Annotated in this window: 20 protein-coding genes; 12 read left to right on the top strand and 8 right to left on the bottom strand. The window is 64.9% G+C overall.

Annotated features, from left to right (window positions below; all coding sequences use genetic code 11):
* The first annotated feature begins 123 nt into the window (after nucleotides 1-123).
* The 7 genes from I6F12_RS22010 (at nucleotide 124) to ligD (ending at nucleotide 8,274) form a co-directional block, all read left to right on the top strand.
* Nucleotides 124-1,638, top strand: a complete 1,515-nt coding sequence (locus I6F12_RS22010; protein ID WP_036014727.1) for an amidase — start codon at nucleotides 124-126, stop codon at nucleotides 1,636-1,638.
* 36 nt (nucleotides 1,639-1,674) lie between these two features.
* On the top strand, nucleotides 1,675-2,532 hold the full coding sequence (locus I6F12_RS22005; protein ID WP_025032673.1) for a branched-chain amino acid ABC transporter permease: 858 nt from the start codon (nucleotides 1,675-1,677) through the stop codon (nucleotides 2,530-2,532).
* Nucleotides 2,533-2,536: 4 nt separating this feature from the next.
* Nucleotides 2,537-3,754 (top strand): substrate-binding protein, encoded by a 1,218-nt coding sequence (locus tag I6F12_RS22000; protein WP_036014678.1) that lies wholly within the window; start codon nucleotides 2,537-2,539, stop codon nucleotides 3,752-3,754.
* Nucleotides 3,755-3,832: 78 nt separating this feature from the next.
* The gene (locus tag I6F12_RS21995; protein ID WP_036014681.1) at nucleotides 3,833-4,936 is read left to right on the top strand and encodes a branched-chain amino acid ABC transporter permease; all 1,104 of its coding nucleotides are present in this window, start codon (nucleotides 3,833-3,835) and stop codon (nucleotides 4,934-4,936) included.
* The gene (locus I6F12_RS21990) at nucleotides 4,926-5,657 is read left to right on the top strand and encodes an ABC transporter ATP-binding protein (RefSeq protein WP_036014683.1); all 732 of its coding nucleotides are present in this window, start codon (nucleotides 4,926-4,928) and stop codon (nucleotides 5,655-5,657) included. Before I6F12_RS21995 ends, I6F12_RS21990 begins: the two co-directional genes overlap by 11 nt.
* Nucleotides 5,650-6,345: an ABC transporter ATP-binding protein gene (locus I6F12_RS21985; protein WP_036014686.1), complete on the top strand. Its 696-nt coding sequence runs from the start codon at nucleotides 5,650-5,652 to the stop codon at nucleotides 6,343-6,345. Before I6F12_RS21990 ends, I6F12_RS21985 begins: the two co-directional genes overlap by 8 nt.
* Before the next feature lie 111 nt (nucleotides 6,346-6,456).
* A complete protein-coding gene (ligD, locus tag I6F12_RS21980) occupies nucleotides 6,457-8,274 on the top strand; it encodes a DNA ligase D (protein WP_225157204.1) in 1,818 nt (605 codons plus the stop codon).
* A 20-nt stretch (nucleotides 8,275-8,294) separates the two neighbouring features.
* Here ligD and I6F12_RS21975 read toward each other — a convergent pair whose 3' ends face one another.
* The 4 genes from I6F12_RS21975 to I6F12_RS21960 all read right to left on the bottom strand — a co-directional run bounded on the left by I6F12_RS21975 (nucleotide 8,295) and on the right by I6F12_RS21960 (nucleotide 12,675).
* Entirely contained in the window at nucleotides 8,295-9,830 is a 1,536-nt protein-coding gene (locus tag I6F12_RS21975) for a murein L,D-transpeptidase family protein (RefSeq protein ID WP_225153393.1), read from the bottom strand.
* 490 nt (nucleotides 9,831-10,320) lie between these two features.
* Nucleotides 10,321-11,283: an acetyl-CoA carboxylase carboxyltransferase subunit alpha gene (locus tag I6F12_RS21970; RefSeq protein ID WP_036014693.1), complete on the bottom strand. Its 963-nt coding sequence runs from the start codon at nucleotides 11,281-11,283 to the stop codon at nucleotides 10,321-10,323.
* A gap of 271 nt (nucleotides 11,284-11,554) precedes the next feature.
* On the bottom strand, nucleotides 11,555-12,511 hold the full coding sequence (xerD, locus tag I6F12_RS21965) for a site-specific tyrosine recombinase XerD (protein ID WP_225113633.1): 957 nt from the start codon (nucleotides 12,509-12,511) through the stop codon (nucleotides 11,555-11,557).
* A gap of 17 nt (nucleotides 12,512-12,528) precedes the next feature.
* Nucleotides 12,529-12,675, bottom strand: coding sequence for a hypothetical protein (locus I6F12_RS21960; protein ID WP_036026218.1), 147 nt, complete (start codon nucleotides 12,673-12,675; stop codon nucleotides 12,529-12,531).
* 174 nt (nucleotides 12,676-12,849) lie between these two features.
* Between I6F12_RS21960 and I6F12_RS21955 the strand changes: the two genes are divergently transcribed.
* The 3 genes from I6F12_RS21955 to I6F12_RS21945 all read left to right on the top strand — a co-directional run bounded on the left by I6F12_RS21955 (nucleotide 12,850) and on the right by I6F12_RS21945 (nucleotide 16,035).
* Nucleotides 12,850-13,476 carry a shikimate kinase gene (locus I6F12_RS21955; RefSeq protein ID WP_225157203.1) on the top strand — a complete coding sequence of 209 codons (627 nt, stop codon included), beginning with the start codon at nucleotides 12,850-12,852 and terminating at the stop codon, nucleotides 13,474-13,476.
* A complete protein-coding gene (gene aroB, locus I6F12_RS21950; RefSeq protein ID WP_036014703.1) occupies nucleotides 13,473-14,615 on the top strand; it encodes a 3-dehydroquinate synthase in 1,143 nt (380 codons plus the stop codon). The genes I6F12_RS21955 and aroB overlap by 4 nt, the downstream gene beginning before the upstream one ends.
* Before the next feature lie 67 nt (nucleotides 14,616-14,682).
* Nucleotides 14,683-16,035, top strand: a complete 1,353-nt coding sequence (locus I6F12_RS21945) for a hemolysin family protein (RefSeq protein ID WP_036014704.1) — start codon at nucleotides 14,683-14,685, stop codon at nucleotides 16,033-16,035.
* A 198-nt stretch (nucleotides 16,036-16,233) separates the two neighbouring features.
* On the opposite strand, the gene I6F12_RS21940 is transcribed toward I6F12_RS21945, so the two are convergent.
* Complete coding sequence (locus I6F12_RS21940; RefSeq protein ID WP_225157202.1) at nucleotides 16,234-16,503, bottom strand: BolA family protein; 270 nt, start codon at nucleotides 16,501-16,503, stop codon at nucleotides 16,234-16,236.
* 127 nt (nucleotides 16,504-16,630) lie between these two features.
* Between I6F12_RS21940 and I6F12_RS21935 the strand changes: the two genes are divergently transcribed.
* On the top strand, nucleotides 16,631-17,260 hold the full coding sequence (locus I6F12_RS21935; RefSeq protein WP_036014711.1) for a DnaJ domain-containing protein: 630 nt from the start codon (nucleotides 16,631-16,633) through the stop codon (nucleotides 17,258-17,260).
* 111 nt (nucleotides 17,261-17,371) lie between these two features.
* On the opposite strand, the gene I6F12_RS21930 is transcribed toward I6F12_RS21935, so the two are convergent.
* A complete protein-coding gene (locus I6F12_RS21930; RefSeq protein ID WP_225157201.1) occupies nucleotides 17,372-18,466 on the bottom strand; it encodes a citrate synthase/methylcitrate synthase in 1,095 nt (364 codons plus the stop codon).
* A gap of 76 nt (nucleotides 18,467-18,542) precedes the next feature.
* Between I6F12_RS21930 and I6F12_RS21925 the strand changes: the two genes are divergently transcribed.
* On the top strand, nucleotides 18,543-19,763 hold the full coding sequence (locus I6F12_RS21925) for a citrate synthase family protein (protein ID WP_036014714.1): 1,221 nt from the start codon (nucleotides 18,543-18,545) through the stop codon (nucleotides 19,761-19,763).
* A 93-nt stretch (nucleotides 19,764-19,856) separates the two neighbouring features.
* On the opposite strand, the gene ubiG is transcribed toward I6F12_RS21925, so the two are convergent.
* Together ubiG and I6F12_RS21915 are read right to left on the bottom strand one after the other, a co-directional pair.
* Entirely contained in the window at nucleotides 19,857-20,624 is a 768-nt protein-coding gene (gene ubiG / locus I6F12_RS21920) for a bifunctional 2-polyprenyl-6-hydroxyphenol methylase/3-demethylubiquinol 3-O-methyltransferase UbiG (protein WP_036026212.1), read from the bottom strand.
* 14 nt (nucleotides 20,625-20,638) lie between these two features.
* Entirely contained in the window at nucleotides 20,639-21,106 is a 468-nt protein-coding gene (locus I6F12_RS21915; RefSeq protein ID WP_225157200.1) for a PH domain-containing protein, read from the bottom strand.
* Between the last annotated feature and the right edge of the window lie 27 nt (nucleotides 21,107-21,133).

The following is a 21,133-nucleotide window of genomic DNA, read 5'->3' as shown; positions in this document are numbered from 1 at the left end:
TTTGCAAAATAATACTTGAAAAGGAAAATATTTCCGTTTTGAATGTTTCGGCGAGGCCGCGGGTGCGTGCGTCGCACCGGGGCGGCCACGCCCAACGTTGCAAAGAACTTCAAGGAGAGCGCCGTGACAGTTGCCCTTCCCACGCCAGCCCAACTTCGCAGTGTCGCCGAGCAATGCGGTCTTTCGCTCACCGATGACGACGTCGCCTCGTTCCGCGGTCTCATGCAGGGCTCGATCGAAGCCTACAATCTCGTTGCCGCGATGCCGGACGAATTGCCCGAAGTGAAATATCCGCGCACGCCGGGCTATCGGCCCTCGGCGGAGGAGAACCCGCGCAATGCCTGGTATCGCAAGTCGACAGTGAAGGGCGCCGCCAGCGGCAAGCTCAAGGGCAAGACCATCGCGCTGAAGGACAACATCATGCTGGCCGGCGTGCCCATGACCAACGGCTCGTCGACCTTGGAAGGCTATGTGCCCGATTTCGACGCCACCATCGTCACGCGCATGCTGGATGCCGGCGCCGAGATCAAGGGCAAGGTGCATTGCGAGCATTTCTGCCTGTCCGGCGGCAGCCACACCGGCTCCTACGGGCCGGTGCATAATCCGCACAAGATGGGCTACTCGGCCGGCGGCTCGTCGTCGGGATCGGGCGTCGTGGTCGCGCTCGGCGAGGTCGACATGGCCATTGGCGGCGACCAGGGCGGCTCGATCCGCATGCCGTCGTCGTTCTGCGGCATCTACGGCATGAAGCCGACCTGGGGCCTCGTCCCCTACACCGGCATCATGCCGATCGAGATCTATGTCGATCACACCGGTCCGATGACGGCAACGGTCGAAGACAATGCGCTGCTGCTCGAGGTGCTCGCCGGGGACGACGGCTACGATCCGCGCATCAAGGCTCCGAAGGTCGAGGAGTACACCAAGGCGCTAGGCCAGGGCGTCAAGGGCATGAAGATCGGCATCGTCAAGGAGGGTTTCGAACAGCCGACCGCCGAGTCTGCGGTGAATGAAAGCGTGCGCGAGGCCGCAAAGCGCTTTAGGGATCTCGGCGCCACGGTCGAGACCGTCTCGATCCCGATGCACCTGATGGGCGGGGCGATCTGGACGCCGATCGGCACGGAAGGCCTGACCCAGACCATGATGTTCGGCGACGGCTACGGCCTCAGCCGCGGCGATCTCTATTCGACCTCGCTGATGGATTTCCATCGCGGCTGGCGTCGGCAGGCCGATTCGCTGTCCGAGACCACGAAGCTGTTCATGATGCTCGGCACCTACATCAACAACAATTTCGGCCCTCGCTTCTACGGCAAGGCCCTCAACATCTCGCGCCGGCTGACCGCGGCCTACGACAAGGCGTTTGGGGATTACGACCTGCTCCTGATGCCGACGACGCCGATGAAGGCGACCAAGCTGCCGGAGCCCAATGCCAGCCGCGAGGAATATGTCGCCCGCGCGCTCGAGATGATCTCCAACACCGCGCCGTTCGACATCACCCACCATCCGGCGATGTCGCTGCCCTGCGGCATGGTCGACGGCCTGCCCGTCGGCCTGATGCTGGTCGGCCGCATGTTCGAGGAATCCACGATCTACCGCGCCGCCCATGCCTTCGAGCAGATCGGCGACTGGAAGAAGATGTGAGGAAACCTTTGCTTCAACTCGGCGGAAACGCAACGCATGGCTAACGCGTTCGTCGCGGCGTTCGAGATCCTGAGCTTCGGCGCGATCATCGTCCTGATCGTGCTGGGGCTCGGGATCATCGCCAGCATGATGGGCATCTTCAACTTCGCGCAGGGCGAGTTCGTCCTGCTCGGCGCCTACATCACCTATCTCGCTTATGCCAAGGGCCTGCCGATCTGGGCCGGCATGGTTGCGGCGCCTTTCGTGGTCGGTGCGCTCGGCTTCGTGCTGGAGGCGCTGATCATCCGGCGATTCTACGCCGCGCCGATCGTTGCCATGCTCGGCACCTATGCGCTCGGCCTGATCATCCGCGAAGCCGTTCGCGGGCTGATCGGCGGCTTCTATCTCACCGTGCCGGAGCCGATCGGCGGATCGATCGACATCGGCGCCATGCATATCTCGGCGTGGCGCTTCACCATCATCGTCATCACGCTCCTGGTGATGGGCCTCTGCTATCTCTTGCTGTCGCGCACCAGCTTCGGCCTGCGCGTGCGGGCGACGTTGGAGAACCCGTCGCTGGCGCGTGCGTCAGGCATCTCGACGCCGCTGATCTACGGCGCCACCTTTGCCTTTGGCGCTGCACTCGCCGGCCTTGCCGGCGCGCTGATCGTGCCGGTGTTCAGCCTGTTTGCCGATCTCGGCCTGCGCTTCCTGATCCAGGGTTTTGTCGCGGTCATGGTCGGCGGGGTCGGCTCCTTCATCGGCCCGGTCGCGGGCGCCGGCGTCATCGGCACGCTGAGCGCGGCGCTGCCCTGGGTAATGGCACCCGTCGTCGCCGACGTGCTCGTCTTCGTGCTCGCCATCGTCTTCATCAAATTCCGTCCGCAAGGTCTCATCGCTGGAAAAGGGGTTTAATCACATGCTCGATCGTACTCAGCTCACGCGACGTCGTTTCCTGTCCAATTTCGCCTTTGCATCCGGCGCGGTCGCAACCGGCGTCGGCAGCTGGGTGATTCCGGCGCCCTGGGCCAATGCGGCCGAGGCGCCGATCAAGGTCGGCATCGCCACCGACCTCACCGGCCCGATCGCCTATGCCGGCAACGCCGACGCCAACGTCGCGAAAATGGTGATCAAGGAGATCAACGCGGCCGGCGGCCTGCTCGGCCGTCCGCTCGAGCTCTATATCGAGGACACCGCGTCCAACGAATCCGTCGCCGTCGGCAACGTGCGCAAGCTGATCCAGCGCGACAAGGTCGACATGGTGCTCGGCGGTATCACCTCGTCGATGCGCAACGCGATCAAGGACCCGATCGTCGCGCGCGGCAAGACGCTCTACATCTATCCGCAGCTCTACGAGGGCAAGGAGTGCACGCCCTATTTGTTCTGCACCGGCCCGACGCCGGCGCAGCAATGCGACGAGTTCATTCCCTGGCTGATCAAGAACGGCGGCAAGAAGTTCGCGCTGCCCAGCGCCAATTATGTCTGGCCGCACACGCTCAACGTCTACGCCCGCAAGGTGATCGAATCCAATGGCGGCGAGGTCGTGTTCGAGGAATATTACCCGCTCGACCAGGTCGACTTCTCCGCGACCGTCAACCGCATCATCTCCAACAAGGTCGACGTCGTCTTCAACACCGTCATCCCGCCCGGCGTCGGCCCGTTCTTCAAGCAGCTCTATGAAGCAGGCTTCCTCAAGAACGGCGGGCGCCTGGCCTGCGTCTACTACGACGAGAACACGCTCAACATCAACCAGGCCGCCGAGATCGAAGGCCTCGCCAGCTGCCTCGACTATTTCAAGGTGCTGACCAAGGAGAACCCGTTCGACGCCAAGATCCAGGCGGCCTATGAAAAGGATTTCCCGGGCAACTTCCTGTTCGCCGCCGGCAGCGCTGCCACCGGCACCTATCGCGGCCTCAAGCTGTGGGAAGCCGCGGTCAAGGAAGCCGGCAAGATCGACCGCGAGTCCGTGGCCGCCGCGCTCGACCATGCCAAGATCGCCGAAGGTCCGGGCGGACCCGCCGAGATGGTGCCGGGCAAGCGGCACTGCAAGATGAAGATGTACACCGCCGTCGCCAAGAGCGGAAATTACGAGATCGTCGGGCGCAGCAACGGCCTCGTCGATCCCAAGGAATGCTGATTTTCGCCTCTCCCCTCTCGGGGAGAGGTGAATCCCGCCGTGATTGACACGGCTGCCTCTGACGATGTTGAACTTGGAATGCTGAAGCCGATGAGTGTGGTAAGAGAGGCCATCGTCGCCGACGTGGACGACGAAATGGACGGTGCGATGGCTGAGGGCGCAGCGGCGGAACGGGCCAATGACCGGGACAAGGCAGGACGAAAAATCCTGCCTGTCATCGAGGGCCTCGTGCTCCTCGCGGCGCTACTCGCGCCGCTGGTGCTGCAGGACTATCTCACGGTCTTCGCGACGCGCGTGATCATCCTCGCGCTCTTTGCGCTGTCCTTCGACCTGGTCTGGGGCTATGCCGGCATCATGAGCTTCGGCCAGGCGCTGTTTTTCGGCTCGGCCGGTTACGGCGTCGCCCTGCTCGCGCGCGACCTCGACATCACCAACATCTTCCTGGTGTTGCCGGCAGGCACGCTGATCGGCCTCACCTTCGCGCTGCTGCTCGGCGGCTTCCTGCTGCTGGGACGGCATCCCTCCAGCGTGATCTTCGTCTCGCTCGGCACGCTGACCGGCTCCTACGCCGCCGATCGGCTCGCGCGCGGCTGGTACTATCTCGGCGGCCAGAACGGCATCCCCTCGATCGCGCCGATGTCGCTTGGGTCATACGACTTCACGGAAGGCCCAGCGTTCTATTATCTCGTGCTCGGCATCCTCGTCGTGGTCTATCTGCTCTGCCGCTTCCTGGTGCGCTCGCAATTCGGCCTTGCGCTCGCAGGCCTGCGCGAGAACGAGCAGCGCATCGCCTTCTTCGGCTACAAGGCGCAGCATCTCAAAGCCATCATCTTCACCATCGGCGGCGCCGTCGCAGGCCTCGCCGGCAGCCTCTATGCCTTCCACGAAGGCTTCGTCTGGCCCAACATGGTGGGCGTCGTGGTTTCGACCCAGGTCGTGCTCTATGTGCTGTTCGGCGGCTCCGGCACGCTGATCGGTGCCGTCGTCGGCGCTGTCATCGTCGAGGGCGTCAGCTTCTGGCTCTCGGACAATTACCGCGAGATCTGGCCGATCATCCTCGGCCTGCTGCTCCTGCTCGTGATCTTGTTCCGGCCGCTCGGCCTGATCAGTTTTGTGCTCGGCGAGCGCGAACGCGTCGGCAGCTTTGGTGCCAAGCAAAAGGAGAGGCGCAATGCTCCTTGAAGCGGCCGGCATCAAGAAGGTCTTCGGCAAGCTCACCGCGCTCGACGGCGCAGCCCTCACGGTCGGCGAGAATGAGTTTCACGGCCTGATCGGCCCGAACGGCTCGGGCAAGAGCACGCTGATGAAGTGCATCGCCGGCGCCGAAGTGCCGACCCAAGGCAAGGTCTCCTTCGTCAACACCGACATCACCGCGTTCACGCCGACCGAACGTGCGCGCGCCGGCATGAGCCTGAAATTCCAGATCACATCCGTGTTGCCGTCGCTCACGCTCTACGACAACATCCTGCTCGCGCTGCAGGCGCAGTCCTCGCTGTTCGACCTCGTGTTCTCGCGCACGCGCGGTGCGTTGCACGACCAGGTCATGTCCATGCTGACGCAGTTCCGTCTCGCCGACCGCGCCTTCGATGCGGCCGCTGCGCTGTCGCACGGCCAGCAGCAATGGCTGGAGATCGCGATGGCGCTCGCCGGCAAGCCGAAGCTCCTATTGCTCGACGAGCCCACCGGCGGCATGAGCCTGGAAGAGCGCCGCGTCACCGGCGAGCTGCTGCAGCCGATCAAAAAACATTGCTCGCTGGTCATCGTCGAGCACGACCTCGATTTCATTCGCGACATCTGCGATCGCCTCACCGTGCTCGACCAGGGCAAGGTGCTGGCAACAGGCACGGTGTCCGAGATCCAGGCCAACACATCCGTCCAGGAGATCTATCTGCGCCGTGCCTGAATTTTTGGACATCAAGCATCTCGATGCCGGCTACGGCCGCAGCCAGGTCCTGTTCGACGTCAGCCTCGGCATTCCCTGGCGCGGCGGTGTTGCCGTGCTCGGCCGCAACGGCGCCGGCAAGACCACGCTGATGAAGACCATCGTCGGCGAGCTGCCGGCATGGAAGGGCGAGGTCGCCTTCGACGGCCGCGACATCAGTCGCCGCGCCACCCAGGAGCGCGTCCGCGCCGGCATCGGCTATGTGCCACAGGAGCATTCGGTGTTCGCGCGCCTGTCGGTGCGCGACAATCTCGCCGTCGGCTCGCTGGCTAAGAAGGATTCCTCCGCCATCGACCGCGTGCTGGCGATCTTCCCAAAGCTCGGCCAGCGCCTCGACCAGCCCGCCGGCACGCTTTCCGGCGGCGAGCGCAAGATGCTCGCGATCGGCCGCGCCATGCTCGGGGATCCAAAACTGCTGCTGCTGGATGAGCCCACCGAGGGCGTCTGGATCGGCGTCATCGAGGAGATCACCGAGCGCCTGATCGAGCTTGCCAAGAGCATCGCCGTCATCATCGTCGAGCAGCACCTCGACCTCGCTTTGCGAGTCGCCGACTACGCCTATGTGCTCGACCGCGGCCGCGTCGCGCTGCAGGGCGACGCCGGCGAGGTGAAAGGCAGTCCGGAGCTGATGCGGTATCTGGCGCCTTAGCGCGCGGCGCCCCTCGCACTGCGAAATATTCGGGTTGTTCAAGAGCTTCGCGGCATTCCATCGATTTTATTTCAGATCGGAACGAATCTGTCGGGCCGCGTTGAATCCCGCATGTGTGCCGTTGCGTTGCGTCAGTCGGGACTATCGCGCCTAGCCGGCGCGCGGAAGATTCCGATTCCATCATACATCGTGCCATGCGATCCCACGCTACGCGAGAACCCGCCGCAAGGCAGCGGCTGGGTGTTCGAGATAAAAGCCGACGGCTATCGCGCGCAACTTCACCTGCAGGCGGGCGCGGCGACGGTCTATTCGCGCGCCGGATACGATTGGACCGAGCAGTTCTCGTCAATTGCAGCCGGCGCGCGAATGCTCAGAGCCGGGAGTGCGATCATTGATGGCGAGGCCGTTGTCTACGGCAGTAATGGCCGGCCGGACTTCCAGCAGCTGCGGCGCGAGCTCGGCGCCAAGCAGAGCCGCCGCATTCGCTATCACGCGTTCGATCTATTGTATCTTGACGGATACGATTTGCGCGGCGTCGGCTTTGTCGAGCGCAAGCAGCTGCTGCAGCGGCTCCTGAAAGAAGCGCCCGAGACTTTCATCTACGTCGAGCACGTCGAAGCCGACGGCGAGCAAATCCTTCGCCATGCTTGCAGGCTTGGCCTCGAAGGGCTGCTCGCCAAGCGCGCGGACGCACCTTATCGCTCCGGACGGCAGGAAGCCTGGCTCAAGCTGAAATGCAAGAAGAGCGAGACGTTTCCGATCGTCGCATTCGTCGAAAAGCTGGGCGCGTACCCGCGCAAGGTGGCTTCGCTTTACGTCGGGCATCACGAGGATGGGCGCCTGCTTTATGCCGGCAAGGTCCGCACCGGATACACCGAGGCGACCGCGCGTGAATTGCGTGAACGGCTTGACCCACTGATCCGGCGCGATTCTCCGCTCGATCTGCCGGTAAAGAAGCCCAAGGCTACATGGGTTGAGCCCGTGGTGAATGCCGAGGTGGAATATGGCGCCCTGACCGACGATGGCCTGCTGCGTGAAGCCGTATTCAAGGGCCTGCGCGACGATCTTGCGCCGCGGAAGGTCAGGGCGCCCCGGTTGGTGCCTTCATCGGTCAGACGGCCGAAGCTCGGCGTTCCCAAAGAGAATATCCTGCAGCTGCTGCCCGATGCGATCGTGCCGTCCAAGGAAGAGCTCGCGCGTTACTGGAAGCGCGTCTGGAAGAAGGCGCTGCTGCATCTAGGACATCGACCGCTCAAGCTGGTGCGGCACGTGCACGGCACGACGTTCTATCACAAGGGGCCGCTGCCGAAGGACATTCCGCAAGCGGTGCACCAGCTACGCATCCGAAAGCGCGAAGGCGGCGAAGGCACGCGGCTTTGGGTGGACAGCCTTGACGGTTTCCTGGGACTCGTCGAGATCGGCGCAGTCGAATTGCATCCCTGGAATTCGACTGTTGAGGATTTCGAGCACGCCGATCGCATCGTGATCGACCTTGATCCCGGCGAGGGCGTCGAATGGGATGCTGTGATCGAGACCGCCCTGGAACTTCGCGCGCTAATGAGCCGTGAGGGGTTTGCGACTTGGCCCAAGTTGACCGGTGGCCAGGGCATTCATCTGACGGCGCCGCTTGAGGTGGCAATGCTGCACGATCAGGCGCATCGCGTGGCGCGCAGTCTCGTGGCCGATTTCGCATTGCGTCGGCCGGACCGCTACGTCCTCACGGCCCAGGCCAGGCGCAGCGGCCGCATTTTTCTCGACTATTTGCGCAACGGCCGCGGTACCACCGCGATCGGCACCTTCTCGCCGCGGGCACGCGAGAACTTTCCCATTGCTGCACAGGTGACATGGAAGCGGATCGAAAGCGGCATAGTGCCCGACGCGTTCACGATTCACAGTCCCTACCGTGCGGTGCGGAGGAAAGAGCGATAATTGCGCGCTCGGGCGCTAGCCTACTTCACCGCCGAGAAGCGGCTGTCGAACGAGTTCGACTGCACCACCGGCGCGGCGCCTGATATCATCGGGGTGCTATCGCCCGCGCCGTCGCTCACCGATGGCTTCAGCGCCGGACGCGTTGCGGCAAGGCGGGTATCGGGCTTCGGCGGCTCGGCCGGCTTGGCGGCTGCTACGGCCGGCTTCGGCGTATCCTTCGCCGCCTCCTTGACTGAATCCTTGGACTTGTCATGTCCCGGCACGAAGCGGGTCACGGCGGCCTTGAGTCGCGAGGCGGCCGTGGCCGGCGTCGTGGACGTCTGGGCGGCCGGGGCAACGGACGCGGTGGCTTGCGGCGCAGGCGTCGCGGTCGCGGTGGTGTCGGCGGTGCCGAGCCCCATCTTGCGGCCGAGATTGGAGAAGAAGCCGCCGCTTTCAGATTTCGCAGCGGGCGCCGCCGCGGCAACGCGGGTGCTCGCGGCAGGCGCGCTGACGGCGACCACCGGCTCTTCCCGCGGCGCCGGCGCACTTGCCACCGCATCGAGGTTCGGCTTGGGCGGGTTGACGTGGCCGGGGATCGTGCCCGGCGCCTTCGCCATGGCGAGCATCTGCAGCGTGGTGCCTTCGGCACTCTCGGACAGGCCGGTCGAGCCTTCCGGAATTTTGGCGGCGAACACCTTGTGCATGCCGCCGTCAATGCCGGTGTTCATCCGCGCCACCGGCGTGCCCTTGGCGACGAGCCTTGCATATTCCGTCTCGTCCTTGGCCTGCTTCTCGCGGACCGCGCTGGCGATCTCTTCGGGGATCACATAGGCCGGACATCTGGCGGAGGCGTCGAACACCAGATCGCGCTTGGCGTCCGCCGGCTTGGCGGCGTCGAACACGTATCTCTTCTCGCAGAAATCGACCTTCGGCTCCTGCCGCGTCACCTCGAAATGATCATAGCCTTCTTTGATCATCTTCCAGAACGGCATGTTCGGATTGTTCCGGTGCCTGGCCATGTTCACCGGCGTCATCTTGAACGGATAGGCCTGCAGCTGGAACGCCTTCTGGCCGCCGAAGAAGGACTCGCGGCCGAGCGAATAAATCTCCGCGATCTGCTCGTCCGTCATCGCGTAGCAGCCGCGCGACGAACAATCGCCATGCACCATCAGCTGCGAGCCGGTGCGGCCCAGCGCCTTGTCGAACGCGTTCGGGTAGCCGGTGTTGAACGAGAGGTAATAGGACGATTGCGGATTCATCTGGCTCGGATTGATCGAGTAGAATCCCTCCGGCGCCTGGCGGTCGCCTTCGCGCACCTTGGGGCCGAGATCGCCCGACCAGCGGCAGATCGGATAGGTCTTGAGCAGCGCGAACTGGCCCGAGCGGGTCTGCTTCCAGACCTCGAGCTCGGCCTCCTGCTTGAACAGGCGGACCAGGATCGGCGATTGCAGGTCCATGTCCTTCTCGGCCATCGCGGCGATCAGCTTCGGCGGCACCGGCTGATTGGCCTTGGCGTTGGTCGCAAGCGAGACCTGATCGGTGTTGCAGCCGGCGAGCAGACCGCCGGCCGTCATCAGCGCAACCGAAACCAAGAGCGCGCGAGCAAGCGAACGAGAAATCAAGATGGACCCCACACCGTGCCGGGCATTGAAGCGCGAACCCCAATTATTCCGAAGCGCAATCCGACCGGTAAACCGACCCGCCGAGACGGGCCCGGTCAGACCCCGCTCCAGCGCTTATGCCCTGAAGCCATTGATTAAAATTCTAACCTCTGGGTCATGTGGTCGCAACCCGAGCGGGGATCACGAGGGCGTTGGCCCAGTGGCATGGTCAACGAAGACTAAATGGACGCGACTTGGGACGGAACTTGGGCTTTCGGGCCGAGGGGACTCAGATCGCCGATTTGGGCAAAAAAAGGGTTAAGGCGGGGTTACCGGGGGCTGCTCGAAAGGCCTGGTAGGGTGGGCAAAGGCGCGAAGCGCCGTGCACACGAGCCGTTCGTACAGCCGGGATTGGTGGGCACGCTTCGCTTTGCCCACCCTACGAGAGCGGAATCGAGGCGAATCAGCCCAGTTTGCGGCCGATATCGAGGAATTTCTGCCGCCGCTGCTTGCGGATGGCATCCCCATCAAAGTTCCGGAGCTCGTCGAACGCCTTGGCGATGGCCTCGCCCGTGGTGGCGATCATGGCGGCGGGGTCGCGGTGGGCGCCGCCGACCGGCTCCTTCAGGATGGCGTCGATCACGCCGAAGCGGAGCATATCCTGGGCGGTGATCTTCATGTTGTTGGCGGCTTCCTGCGCCTTGGTGCCGTCGCGCCAGAGGATCGAGGACGCCGCCTCCGGCGAGATCACGCTGTAGATCGCGTGCTCGAGCATCAGGACCTTGTTGGCCGTGGTGATGGCGATGGCGCCGCCCGACATGCCCTCGCCGGTGATGATCGCGACGTTGGGCACGGTCAGCGCCAGGCACGCATCGGTCGAGCGCGCGATGGCTTCCGCCTGGCCGCGCTCCTCGGCGCCGATGCCGGGATAGGCGCCGGCCGAATCGGCGAGCGACAGCACCGGCAGGCCGAACCGCTCGGCCATCTCCATCAGCCGCACGCATTTGCGATACCCTTCCGGCCGCGCCATGCCGAAATTGTGCCGGATGCGGCTCTCGGTGGAATCGCCCTTTTCCTGGCCCATCACGCAGATCGGCTCACCGCGGAAGCGGCCGAAGCCGGCGACCAGCGCCTCGTCCTCGCCGAACTTGCGGTCGCCGGCGAGCGGGGTGAATTCGGTGATCAGGCCCTTGATGAAGTCGTTGAAATGCGGCCGCTGCGGATGCCGCGCCACAAGCGTCTTCTGCCACGGCGTCAGGTTCGCATAGAGGTCGGCCAGCGCCTGCGCCGCCTTGTCCTCGATCCGCCCGACCTCGTCGCTGATGTCGGTGCCGGTGGCGGCGAGCGCGCGCAATTCGTCGACCTTGGAGTCGAGCTCGGCGACGGGCTTTTCGAAGTCGAGATAGCTGCGCATCTGGTCTAGCATCAACTCAATATAGGGGGACGGGGCGCGAGAAGCGAAGCAAGTTGGGGCGGCGGAAAGAAGTGTAGCGTCTTCAATGGTTTGGCTTGTGTGCTGGTGCAGTCGGCCAAATCAGCCGTGAGGCCCCGGCTCTTTCCGCGGAGATGTGGCCGAAGTCAAGGCGGTTTCACCCTTTACCCGTAGCCCGGATGGAGCGCAGCGCAATCCGGGAAGGTCTGGCCGCGAGGAGGCGGCCCCGGATTACGCGTCGCTCCATCCGGGCTACCAGCAGCAACTACTTCTCCGCCAGCGGGTGCAGGTCGCGCACCAAGCTCTTCAGCCGCTCCTCGACCACATGGGTATAGATCTGGGTGGTCGAGATGTCGGTGTGACCGAGCAGGGTCTGCACGATGCGCAGGTCCGCGCCGTTGTGCAGCAGATGGCTGGCAAAGGCGTGGCGCAGCACGTGCGGGGAGACCAGGCGGGCCTGCAAGCCGGACGCAACCGCGAGCTCCTTGAGGTCGCGGGCAAAATGCTGGCGCGTCAGATGTCCGCTCTCGCCGAACGAGGGGAACAGCCATTTCGACGCGGCCACGCTGTTCTTCCTGTCGGCCTTTGCCGCTTCCGTGGCGGCGAGATAGTCCGCCATCGCCTGCCGCGAGGCGTCGTTGAGCGGTACCAGCCGTTCCTTGTTGCCCTTGCCGCGCACCACGATCATGCGGGCGTCGCGCTTGGCCGCCGAGCGCGGCAGCGCCACCAGCTCGGAGACGCGCAGGCCCGTGGCGTAGAGCACCTCGAGCAGGCAATAGAGCCGCAAGGCACGCAGCCGTTTCGACGGCGAGGCATCTTCCGCCTCGCTCAATTCCCTGGCGCGGCGGAGCATGCGGTCGACGTCGGCGATCGACAACACTTTCGGCAGGCCGCGGCCGCGCTTCGGACCTGACAGGATCGCGGCGGGATCGTCACCGCGGATGCGCTCGTTCAGCAGGAAACGGTAGAGGTGCCGCATCGCGGACAGCCGGCGGGCCACACTGGTGGATTTGAAGCCGCGGGTGTCGAGATCGACGAGATAGTCGCGCAGCGTCTGGGTCTCGGCATCCACGAATGTATGGCCGACGCGGCCCAGAAATTCCGAGAAATCGCTGAGGTCGCGGCGGTAGGCATCGAGCGTGTTGGGGCCGGCGCCCTGTTCCGCGGCGAGCATGTCGAGGAACAGGCCGATGAGCCTGGTGTCTGAGGGTTTGGCGGGCATGCCCGGGAGGCTAGCTCCTATTTCTTGAGAAACTTGTCCGGCGGGATCGTCACCGTCATTTCCCGCGGCTTCGGGTTGACGAAGTTCGCCAGCGCGAAGACCACGCCATAGACGATACCGCCGATCACGGCGACGACCGTCAGGAAGCGGAACAGGCTCGGCATCGTTCTGGGGTCTCGGGTCGGGGCGCGGCAGCCAAATTAACCAATGAAATCATCCAACATGTTCGCCGTTTCGTGGCAAGAGTCCTCTGGCGAGGGCCCCCATGGGGTCGTATAGGTGGCCAAAGCCATGCCGCATCTGGCGGCAGTTCGAGCGAGATCCAGCCGAGCGAGACGATGTCCGACGCCGCGTTGCCGCTTCCTGCTTCGCCCGAGGCCGACATCCTGTCGGCGCTCGGGGCGCGCTCGATCGTGCTCGTCGGCATGATGGGGGTGGGCAAATCCACCATCGGCCGCCGCCTCGCGGCCCGGCTCAGGCTGCCCTTCATCGATGCCGACAGCGAAATCGAGGTGGCCCATGCCGGCATGACCATCCCGGAGATCTTTGCGGCCCATGGCGAGCCCTATTTCCGCGACGGCGAGGCCCGTGTGATCGCGCGGCTGCTCGAGGGCGGGCCGATCGTGCTGGCGACCGGTGGCGGCGCTTTCATGCGCGAGGAGACGCGCGCACGCATCGCGGCGAAGGCCATCTCGATCTGGCTGAGGGCGGACCATGACGTCATCATGCGCCGCGTGCGGCGCCGTGCCGACCGTCCGCTGCTTCAGACCGCCGATCCCGAAGGAACCGTGACGCGCCTTCTCGCCCAGCGCGAGCCGATCTATGCCAATGCCGACCTCACCATCGCCTCGCGCGACGTGCCGCACGACAGAATCGTCGAGGAATGCATCGAGGCGCTGCACGCCCGTCTCTGCGGCGGAGAGCCAGCCCAACCGCCTGCCGACATTGCGAGTGCGTCAAGATGACTGCGCCGTTGAAACATTCCGATCCCATCAAGGTCGACGTCGCACTCGGTGACCGCGCCTATGACATCGTCATCGGCCGCGGCGTGCTGGCCTCGCTCGGCGAGCGTGTCGCCGCTCTGCGTCCCGGCGTGCGCACGGCCATCGTGACCGACCGCACCGTCGCGAAATACTGGCTCGAGCCCACTGAGGCGTCGCTCGCAGCCAGCGGTATTCCGACCTCGCGCATCGTCGTCGAGGAAGGCGAGATCTCGAAAACCTATGCCGGGCTCGAAAAGGTCAGCGAGGCCCTGATCGCAGCGAAGATCGAGCGCAACGATCTCGTCATCGCGCTCGGCGGCGGCGTGGTCGGCGATCTCGCCGGCTTTGCCGCGGCGATCCTGCGCCGCGGCGTCGATTTCGTGCAGGTGCCGACCTCGCTTCTCGCGCAGGTCGATTCCAGCGTCGGCGGCAAGACCGGCATCAACTCGCCGCAGGGCAAGAATCTGCTCGGGGCCTTCCACCAGCCGGTGCTCGTCATCGCCGACACCGCCGTGCTCGACACGCTGTCGCCGCGCCAGTTCCGGGCCGGCTATGCCGAGGTCGCCAAATACGGCGTGCTGGGCGACGAGGCCTTCTTCAGCTGGCTGGAGAAGAACCATGCCGACATCTCGAGGGGCGGATCGGCCCGCGAGCATGCGATCGCGACCTCCTGCCGGGCCAAGGCCGCAATCGTCGCGCGCGACGAGCGCGAGACCGGCGAGCGCGCGCTGCTCAATCTCGGCCACACCTTCGGCCACGCGCTGGAGGCTGTGACCGGCTTCTCCGACCGCCTGTTCCACGGCGAGGGCGTCGCCATCGGCATGACGCTGGCAGCGCAGTTCTCCGCGAAGCTCGGCATGATCGGCGAGCGTGAGGCGGCGCGCATCGAGCGCCACCTGATCGAGGCAGGCCTGCCGACGCGCCTGCAGGACATCGCCGGCTTTGCGCAGGAAGGGCTCGCCGATGCCGACGCGCTGATGGCGCTGATGGCGCAGGACAAGAAGGTCAAGCGCGGCAAGCTCACCTTCATCCTACTGGAGGCCGTGGGCCGCGCGGTGATCGCAAAGGACGTCGAGCCGGCGCCGGTGCGCGACTTCCTGAAAGAGAAGCTCGCGCAGTGATAACGGGACCGTTCAGATCGGCCGCGCGCGAAACGGCGGGGAACGCCGGGGCGGTCGCGAGGCAAACATGAGTTCGATCTCGATCAATCTGCTGCTTGCGGCCCTCCTGCTCGCCGCCAACGCGTTTTACGTGGCGGCGGAATTTGCGCTGGTGAAGAGCCGCGGCTTCCGCGTCAAGGCCATGGTCGAGCAGAACCGCTTCGGCGCGCGCCTGCTGCAGACGATGATGGGGAACATCGAATCCTATCTCGCCTGCTGCCAGCTCGGCATCACCATGGCCTCGCTCGGTCTCGGCTGGATCGGTGAGCCGACGGTGTCTGCGCTGCTGAGCCCCGTCCTCAGCCCGCTCGGAATGTCGGAGGCCACGCTGCACTTCACCTCGTTCGTGGCGGGTTTTCTGGTCTTCTCTTCGCTGCACATCGTCATCGGCGAGCAGGTGCCGAAGACGCTTGCGATCAGGGAGCCGATGCCAGTGTCGCAGTGGATTGCCTATCCGCTGCATTTTTCCTACCTCCTGTTCTACCCGCTGAGCTGGTGCCTCAACACGGCGTCGAGCGCGATCCTCCGTCTGATGGGGGTGCAGGAGTTCTCGCAACACGAAATCCTGACGGATTCGGAGATCGAGGGCCTGGTCGAGGAATCGGCCGTGCACGGCAAGATCGAGAGCGGCGAGGCCGAGTACATTCACAACGTCTTCCGTCTCGGCGAGCTGACGGTGTCTGACGTGATGGTCCACCGCACGGCCATGGTGATGATCAACGCCGACCTGCCGCCGGAGGAGCTGGTGCGGGAGGTGCTGGCCACCGAATACACCCGCATTCCGCTGTGGCGGGACAAGTCGGAGAACATCATCGGCATTCTGCACGCCAAGGATCTGTTGCGCGCGATCCGCGCATCGGAGGGCGACACGTCGCGCATCGACGTCACCACCATCATGCTGCCGCCCTGGTTCGTGCCGGAGATGCGGCCGATATCCCAGCAGCTCAAGGCGTTCCGCCGCCGCAAGACCCATTTCGCACTCGTCGTCGACGAGTATGGTGAGGTCGAAGGCCTCGTGACGCTGGAAGACATTCTGGAGGAGATCGTCGGCGACATCTCCGACGAGCATGACGTGGTGGTCGCCGGCGTGCGCCGTCAGCCGGACGGCTCCGTCGTGGTCGACGGGTCGGTGCCGATCCGCGACCTCAACCGCGCCATGGACTGGCATCTGCCCGATGAAGAGGCAACCACGGTCGCCGGTCTCGTCATTCACGAGGCGCGCTCGATCCCCGACCGCGGCCAGAGCTTCACCTTCCACGGTTTCCGCTTCCGCGTCCTCCGCCGCGAGCGCAACCGCATCACCGCGCTCCGTATTTCACCGGTGACGCGCGAGGCCGAGCTCGAAGAGGCAAAGCCGAGACGGGCCGGGACGTCGTTCTAATTTTTCCCTTACCCTCCCCTGGAGGGGTCCGGGACGAGCGTAGCTCGCCCGTGGGTCGCTACGCATGAAGAGCAGCGCAATGCGTAGCGGGGTGGGGTGACGGTCTTCCCACATCCAACAGTACCCGAGTGGAGAGATCACCCCACCCCGCTCGCGCTGCGCGATCGACCCTCCCCCTCCAGGGCAGGGTCAGAGAATTCAACCTTCCCCCGGCGCCTGCGCATTGATCGCCAGCGCGTGCACGCTGCCGGCGAGTTCCGCGGCGAGCGCTGAATTTATCATGCGATGACGGTCGATCCGGCTCTTCCCTTTGAAGGCGGCAGACACGATATACACACGGAAGTGCGTCTCGCCGCCTGCTCGGTGGCCGGCGTGGCCCTTATGCAAATGTGACTCGTCGACGACTTGCAGGCTTTCCGGCGTGAAAGCTTCCTGCAACTTGTTGCTGATAGTGTCTTTCATAGCCATGTGTGCCATTAAGGTGCGCGCTCGCATCCCGTCAATACCCGGACGTCCAAGCTCGTCGCGACCGGGTGCTCAGCGAATTGCAATGTCAAGACTTGAAGGTTTTTGCATTGCGTAGTCAAAGTCAGCCATGCCGATCGATTCATCAAAATTCTTCGACTCCATCCGCGTGAAGCCGCGGGGCAAGCAGCCGGAAGTGAAGCCGCGCGACACCGCGGTCAATTGCGAATGGGCGGGCTGCGCCAACAAGGGCTCGCACCGGGCGCCGAAGGGCCGCGAGAACCAGCGCGAGTACTGGCACTTTTGCCTCGACCACGTGCGCGAGTACAACCAGAACTACAATTTCTTTTCCGGCATGAATGCCGAAGCCGTCGCGCGCTATCAGAAGGATGCGCTGACCGGTCACCGTCCGACCTGGAAGATGGGCGCCAATGGCGGCAAGAAGGGCGCGGAAGAGATCGACATGGCGGCCGATCCTTTCAGCATGTTCAGCGAGATCAACGGCCGCGCCAGCTGGCGCAAGGGCCCCGAAGCGGAGCCCAAGGCCGAGACGCGCAAAGTGATGAACGCCGAGCGCAAGGCGCTTCAGGTCATGGGCCTCGGCCCCAGCGCGACGCTTGCCGACGTCAAGACCAAGTACAAGGCGCTGGTGAAGCAGCACCACCCCGACGCCAATGGCGGCGACCGCTCGACCGAGGACCGCCTGATCGAGATCATCAAGGCCTACAACTATCTGAAGACGGTCGTGCGCGAGGCGTAAGGCCTTCCCCAGCTTCGTAGCCCGGATGGAGCGCAAGCGTAATCCGGGACCTTTCTCTCCCAATGGCGACTTTCCCGGATTACGCTTCGCTCCATCCGGACTACACATTCCCTACCTCTCCGGCATCGCCCCGACATAGGACGAGCTCGGCCTGATCAACCGCCCCGTCCGCTGCTGCTCGCGGGCATGCGCGGTCCAGCCCGCGCTGCGCGCGATCGCGAAGATCGGCGTGAACGCCTGCCGCGGTATCGCCAGCGCATCGAGCAGGATCGCGGTGAAGAACTCGACGTTCGTCTCCAGCGGCCGCTCCGGATTCTTCTTGCGCAAGGCGCTGCGGATATAAGCCTCGACCTCGCCGGCAAACGGCAAATCGGTGCCATTGGACGCAAGCGCCTCGACCGCGGTCTTGAGCACGTCGGCGCGCGGATCGCGGACGCGATAGACGCGGTGACCGAAACCCATCATGCGCTCGCCGCGCGCCAGCGCCGCGTCGACCCAGGACTGAATGCGCTCGCGCGAGCCGATCGCGTCCAGCATTTCCAGCACCGGCTCCGGCGCGCCGCCATGCAGCGGACCGGTCAGCGCGCAATAGCCGGCGGTGACGGCCGCGAACAGGTCGGCCTGCGTCGAGGCCACCACGCGCGCGGCGAAGGTCGATGCGTTCATGCCGTGGTCGCTGGCGGTGACGAGATAGGCGTCGAGCGCCGTGACCTCGCGCGTTGCAGGCGAACGGCCGTGCAACATGCGCAGCGTGTCGGCGGCATGGCTCACGGTGGGATCGGGCGCGACCGGCTCGAGCCCTTTGGCGCGCCGGACCAGCGCGCCCGCGATCACCGGAAACGCGCCGACGATCGTCGCCTCGTGCTCCAGCCCGTGCTCGGCGCGAAGTCCGGCGACGGCGGCACGAAACCCGTCGATGATGCCCATGCCGCGCGTCGCCGGCAGCAGGTCCGGCAGCCGCGCGAAGGCGCGCTCGCGCGCCACGCCCAGGTTTGAGCGCACATTGGCTTCGGTGAGGGTGGTCTTGCTGGCGCCATTCCAGAGCCGGGCGGTAACGCCTTCGAAGCTCGAGATGGCGGCGAGCCGCCCGACGTGCTCCCCGGCGATGATGAGCTCGCCGCGCTCGCCGTCGACATGGCTCAGCACGGTCTCGGCCGCGGGAACGCCGTCCAGCCCGATCTGGCTTTTGGTGAGGTGGATGTTCATGACCCAAATCTCCTGTTCACGGAGAACAAGGTCAGGCCTCTCGACACATTGATCAATCTTGATTACATAAATCAATATGAAAAATTCTGATGGGCTGTACCTCTCCGCTCGGGAAGCCGCCGCCGAGCTCGCGATCTCTCCGGCCACCCTCTACGCCTATGTCAGCCGCGGCCTGATCCGCTCCGAGCCGACGCCGGACTCGCGAAAGAACCGCTATCGCGCCGAGGACGTTCGGGCGCTGAAGGAGCGCCGTGTGCCGTCGCCGGAGCCACGCGGCCTGCGCAGCTTCGATGCCGATCTGCCGGTGATGGACACGGAGATCTCGACCATCACCGAGGAGGGCGCCATCTATCGCGGCGTCAATTGCGTCGATCTTTCCGAGAGTGACACGCTGGAGCACGCCGCGACGCTGCTGTGGGATGTCGCCGACGTCGATCCGTTTGCCCCCGACAATCAACCGGAACTCTCCGAGGAAATGCGCGTGATCGCGAAGGCCGCGCGCCGGGCCGCACCGATCGACCGCGCCATCGCCGTGCTCGCACTGGCCGCCAGCGTCGATCCCCGCGCCTTCACCCGGGCACCCGATGGCCGCGCTATGGTCGGCGCGCGCATCGTCCGCCTGCTGGTTGCGACCATGCTCAATGCGGACGCCTCGGCCGAGCCGCTGCATCAGCAGGTCGCGCGCGCCTGGGCGGCGGACAACAAGCACGCGCCCGACCTGATCCGCCGCGCGCTGGTACTGCTCGCCGATCACGAGCTGAACGCGTCGACCTTCACCGCGCGCTGCGCTGCCTCGACCGGCCTCAACCTTTATGACTCCGTCATCGCCGGGCTCGCCGCGTTGAAAGGGCCGAAGCATGGCGGCGCCGGCGTCCTGGCCTCACAGCTCGTCAAGACGCTGGTCGACCGCGACGTCGAGCCTGTCGTGCGCGAGCGTGTCGCCCTCGGTGAACGCTTTGCCGGCTTTGGCCACGGCGTCTACAAGCACGGCGACCCCCGCGCGCAGTCGCTGCTGAACGCGCTGTCGCGCTCCGGCGCGCCGCGCAAATTCACCAGGGAAGTGCCAGAGCGGATCGCGGAAGCCACCGGCGAGTTCGTCAATATCGACTACGCGCTCGCCGTGCTGGTCCACGCACTGCGCCTGCCCGCCGGCAGCGAGCTGGCGCTGTTCGCGATGGCCCGCAGCGTCGGCTGGATCGCGCATGCCAGCGAGCAATTGCAGTTCGGCAAGCTGATCAGACCGAGGGCAAGATATGTGGGGCCTGCGCCGGGACGCAGGGCGGGGGCTGCCGGTTAGAACCTCTGTCAGTGCGGCAATCTCCGCTGTCGTCGCTGCGAACGCAGGAGGACAGCGTTCCTGGAATGACGGCTCGCACTCACCCTGGGCAGTTCACACCATCGCTTCCGCGACCACCATATAGTTCACGTCCATATCCGACGACAGAGACCATTTGTCGGCGAAGGGCGAGTAGACGACGCCGGTCTGCTCGGTGATGACAAGACGGTTGTCGAGCAGGTATTTCGTCAGTTCGTCGGGCGTGACGAACTTGTTCCACTCATGCGTGCCGCGCGGTAGCCAGCGCAGGACGTATTCGGCACCGACGATGGCGAGGGCAAAGCTCTTCCAGTTGCGGTTCAGCGTCGAGACCACCATCAGGCCGTTCGGCTTCAGCATCGCGGCGCAGCGCTTCAGGAACATGCCGACGTCGGTGACGTGCTCGACCACCTCCATCGCCAGCACGATGTCGAAGCGCTCGCGCGGGTCGATCTCCTCCACCGTGGTGCAGCGATAGTCGATCGCCAGATGGCTCTTGTCGGCGTGCAGCTTCGCCGCCGCGATGTTGCTCGCGGAGGGATCGATGCCGATGACCTGCGCTCCGAGGCGCGACAGCGGCTCGCAGAGCAGGCCGGCGCCGCAGCCGATGTCGAGCACGCGCAAGGACCCAAGACAATTGAGGCTGCGCACGTTGCGCTCGAACTTGCGGCAGGCGGCGTCGCGGATATAGCCGAGCCGCAACGGGTTGATCCGGTGCAGCGGCGCCATCTTGCCCTTGGGATCCCACCATTCCGCCGAGAGTTTCGAGAATTTCGCGATCTCGGCGGCGTCGACGCTCGAGCCGAGCTGGGCGGAAAGAGAAGTATTTTGCTGCATGCTCATGGTTGGGCGCGGTCCTACCGCGTGGTGATCGAACTACGGAAGGCGAGCGGCGAGGCGATGGTCTTGATCGTCTCGATACCCTCGCCGACGCCGCGAATCGTCACGTCGCCGTAGTTGAGAATACGTCCAAGAATGGTCTGGTCGACATCGACGCTCTCGACCTTGTCCAGCGCCATCTCGAAGGTTCGGCGCTTGATGAAGCCGGTCTTGTGCACGACCCTGAGGTTGGTGACGTCGGTCTCGGTGGTGAAACGATGGAACCAGCCCTTCACGGTCCAATACAGGGCCGCCAGAGCCGCGAGACCCGCGGCCCCGAGGCAAAGCAGAACGAGCCAGTCGACGGTCGCCTGCTGCGACAGGATGAGCAGGGCCAGCGCCGCGATCCAGGCCACGATGGCCGGAAAGTAGAAGATCCAGTGCGCATTGGTCGAATACAGCACGCGCTCGCCGGGCTGCAGGATCTCGTCGATGTAACGCGCCATGATCTAGCTTAACCCACTACCCCACCC

Origin of the sequence: Bradyrhizobium sp. IC4059 (genome assembly GCF_020193615.1) — a bacterium.
GTDB classification, from domain to species: Bacteria; Pseudomonadota; Alphaproteobacteria; order Rhizobiales; family Xanthobacteraceae; genus Bradyrhizobium; species Bradyrhizobium yuanmingense.
This window is presented reverse-complemented; position numbering and strand designations above follow the sequence as displayed.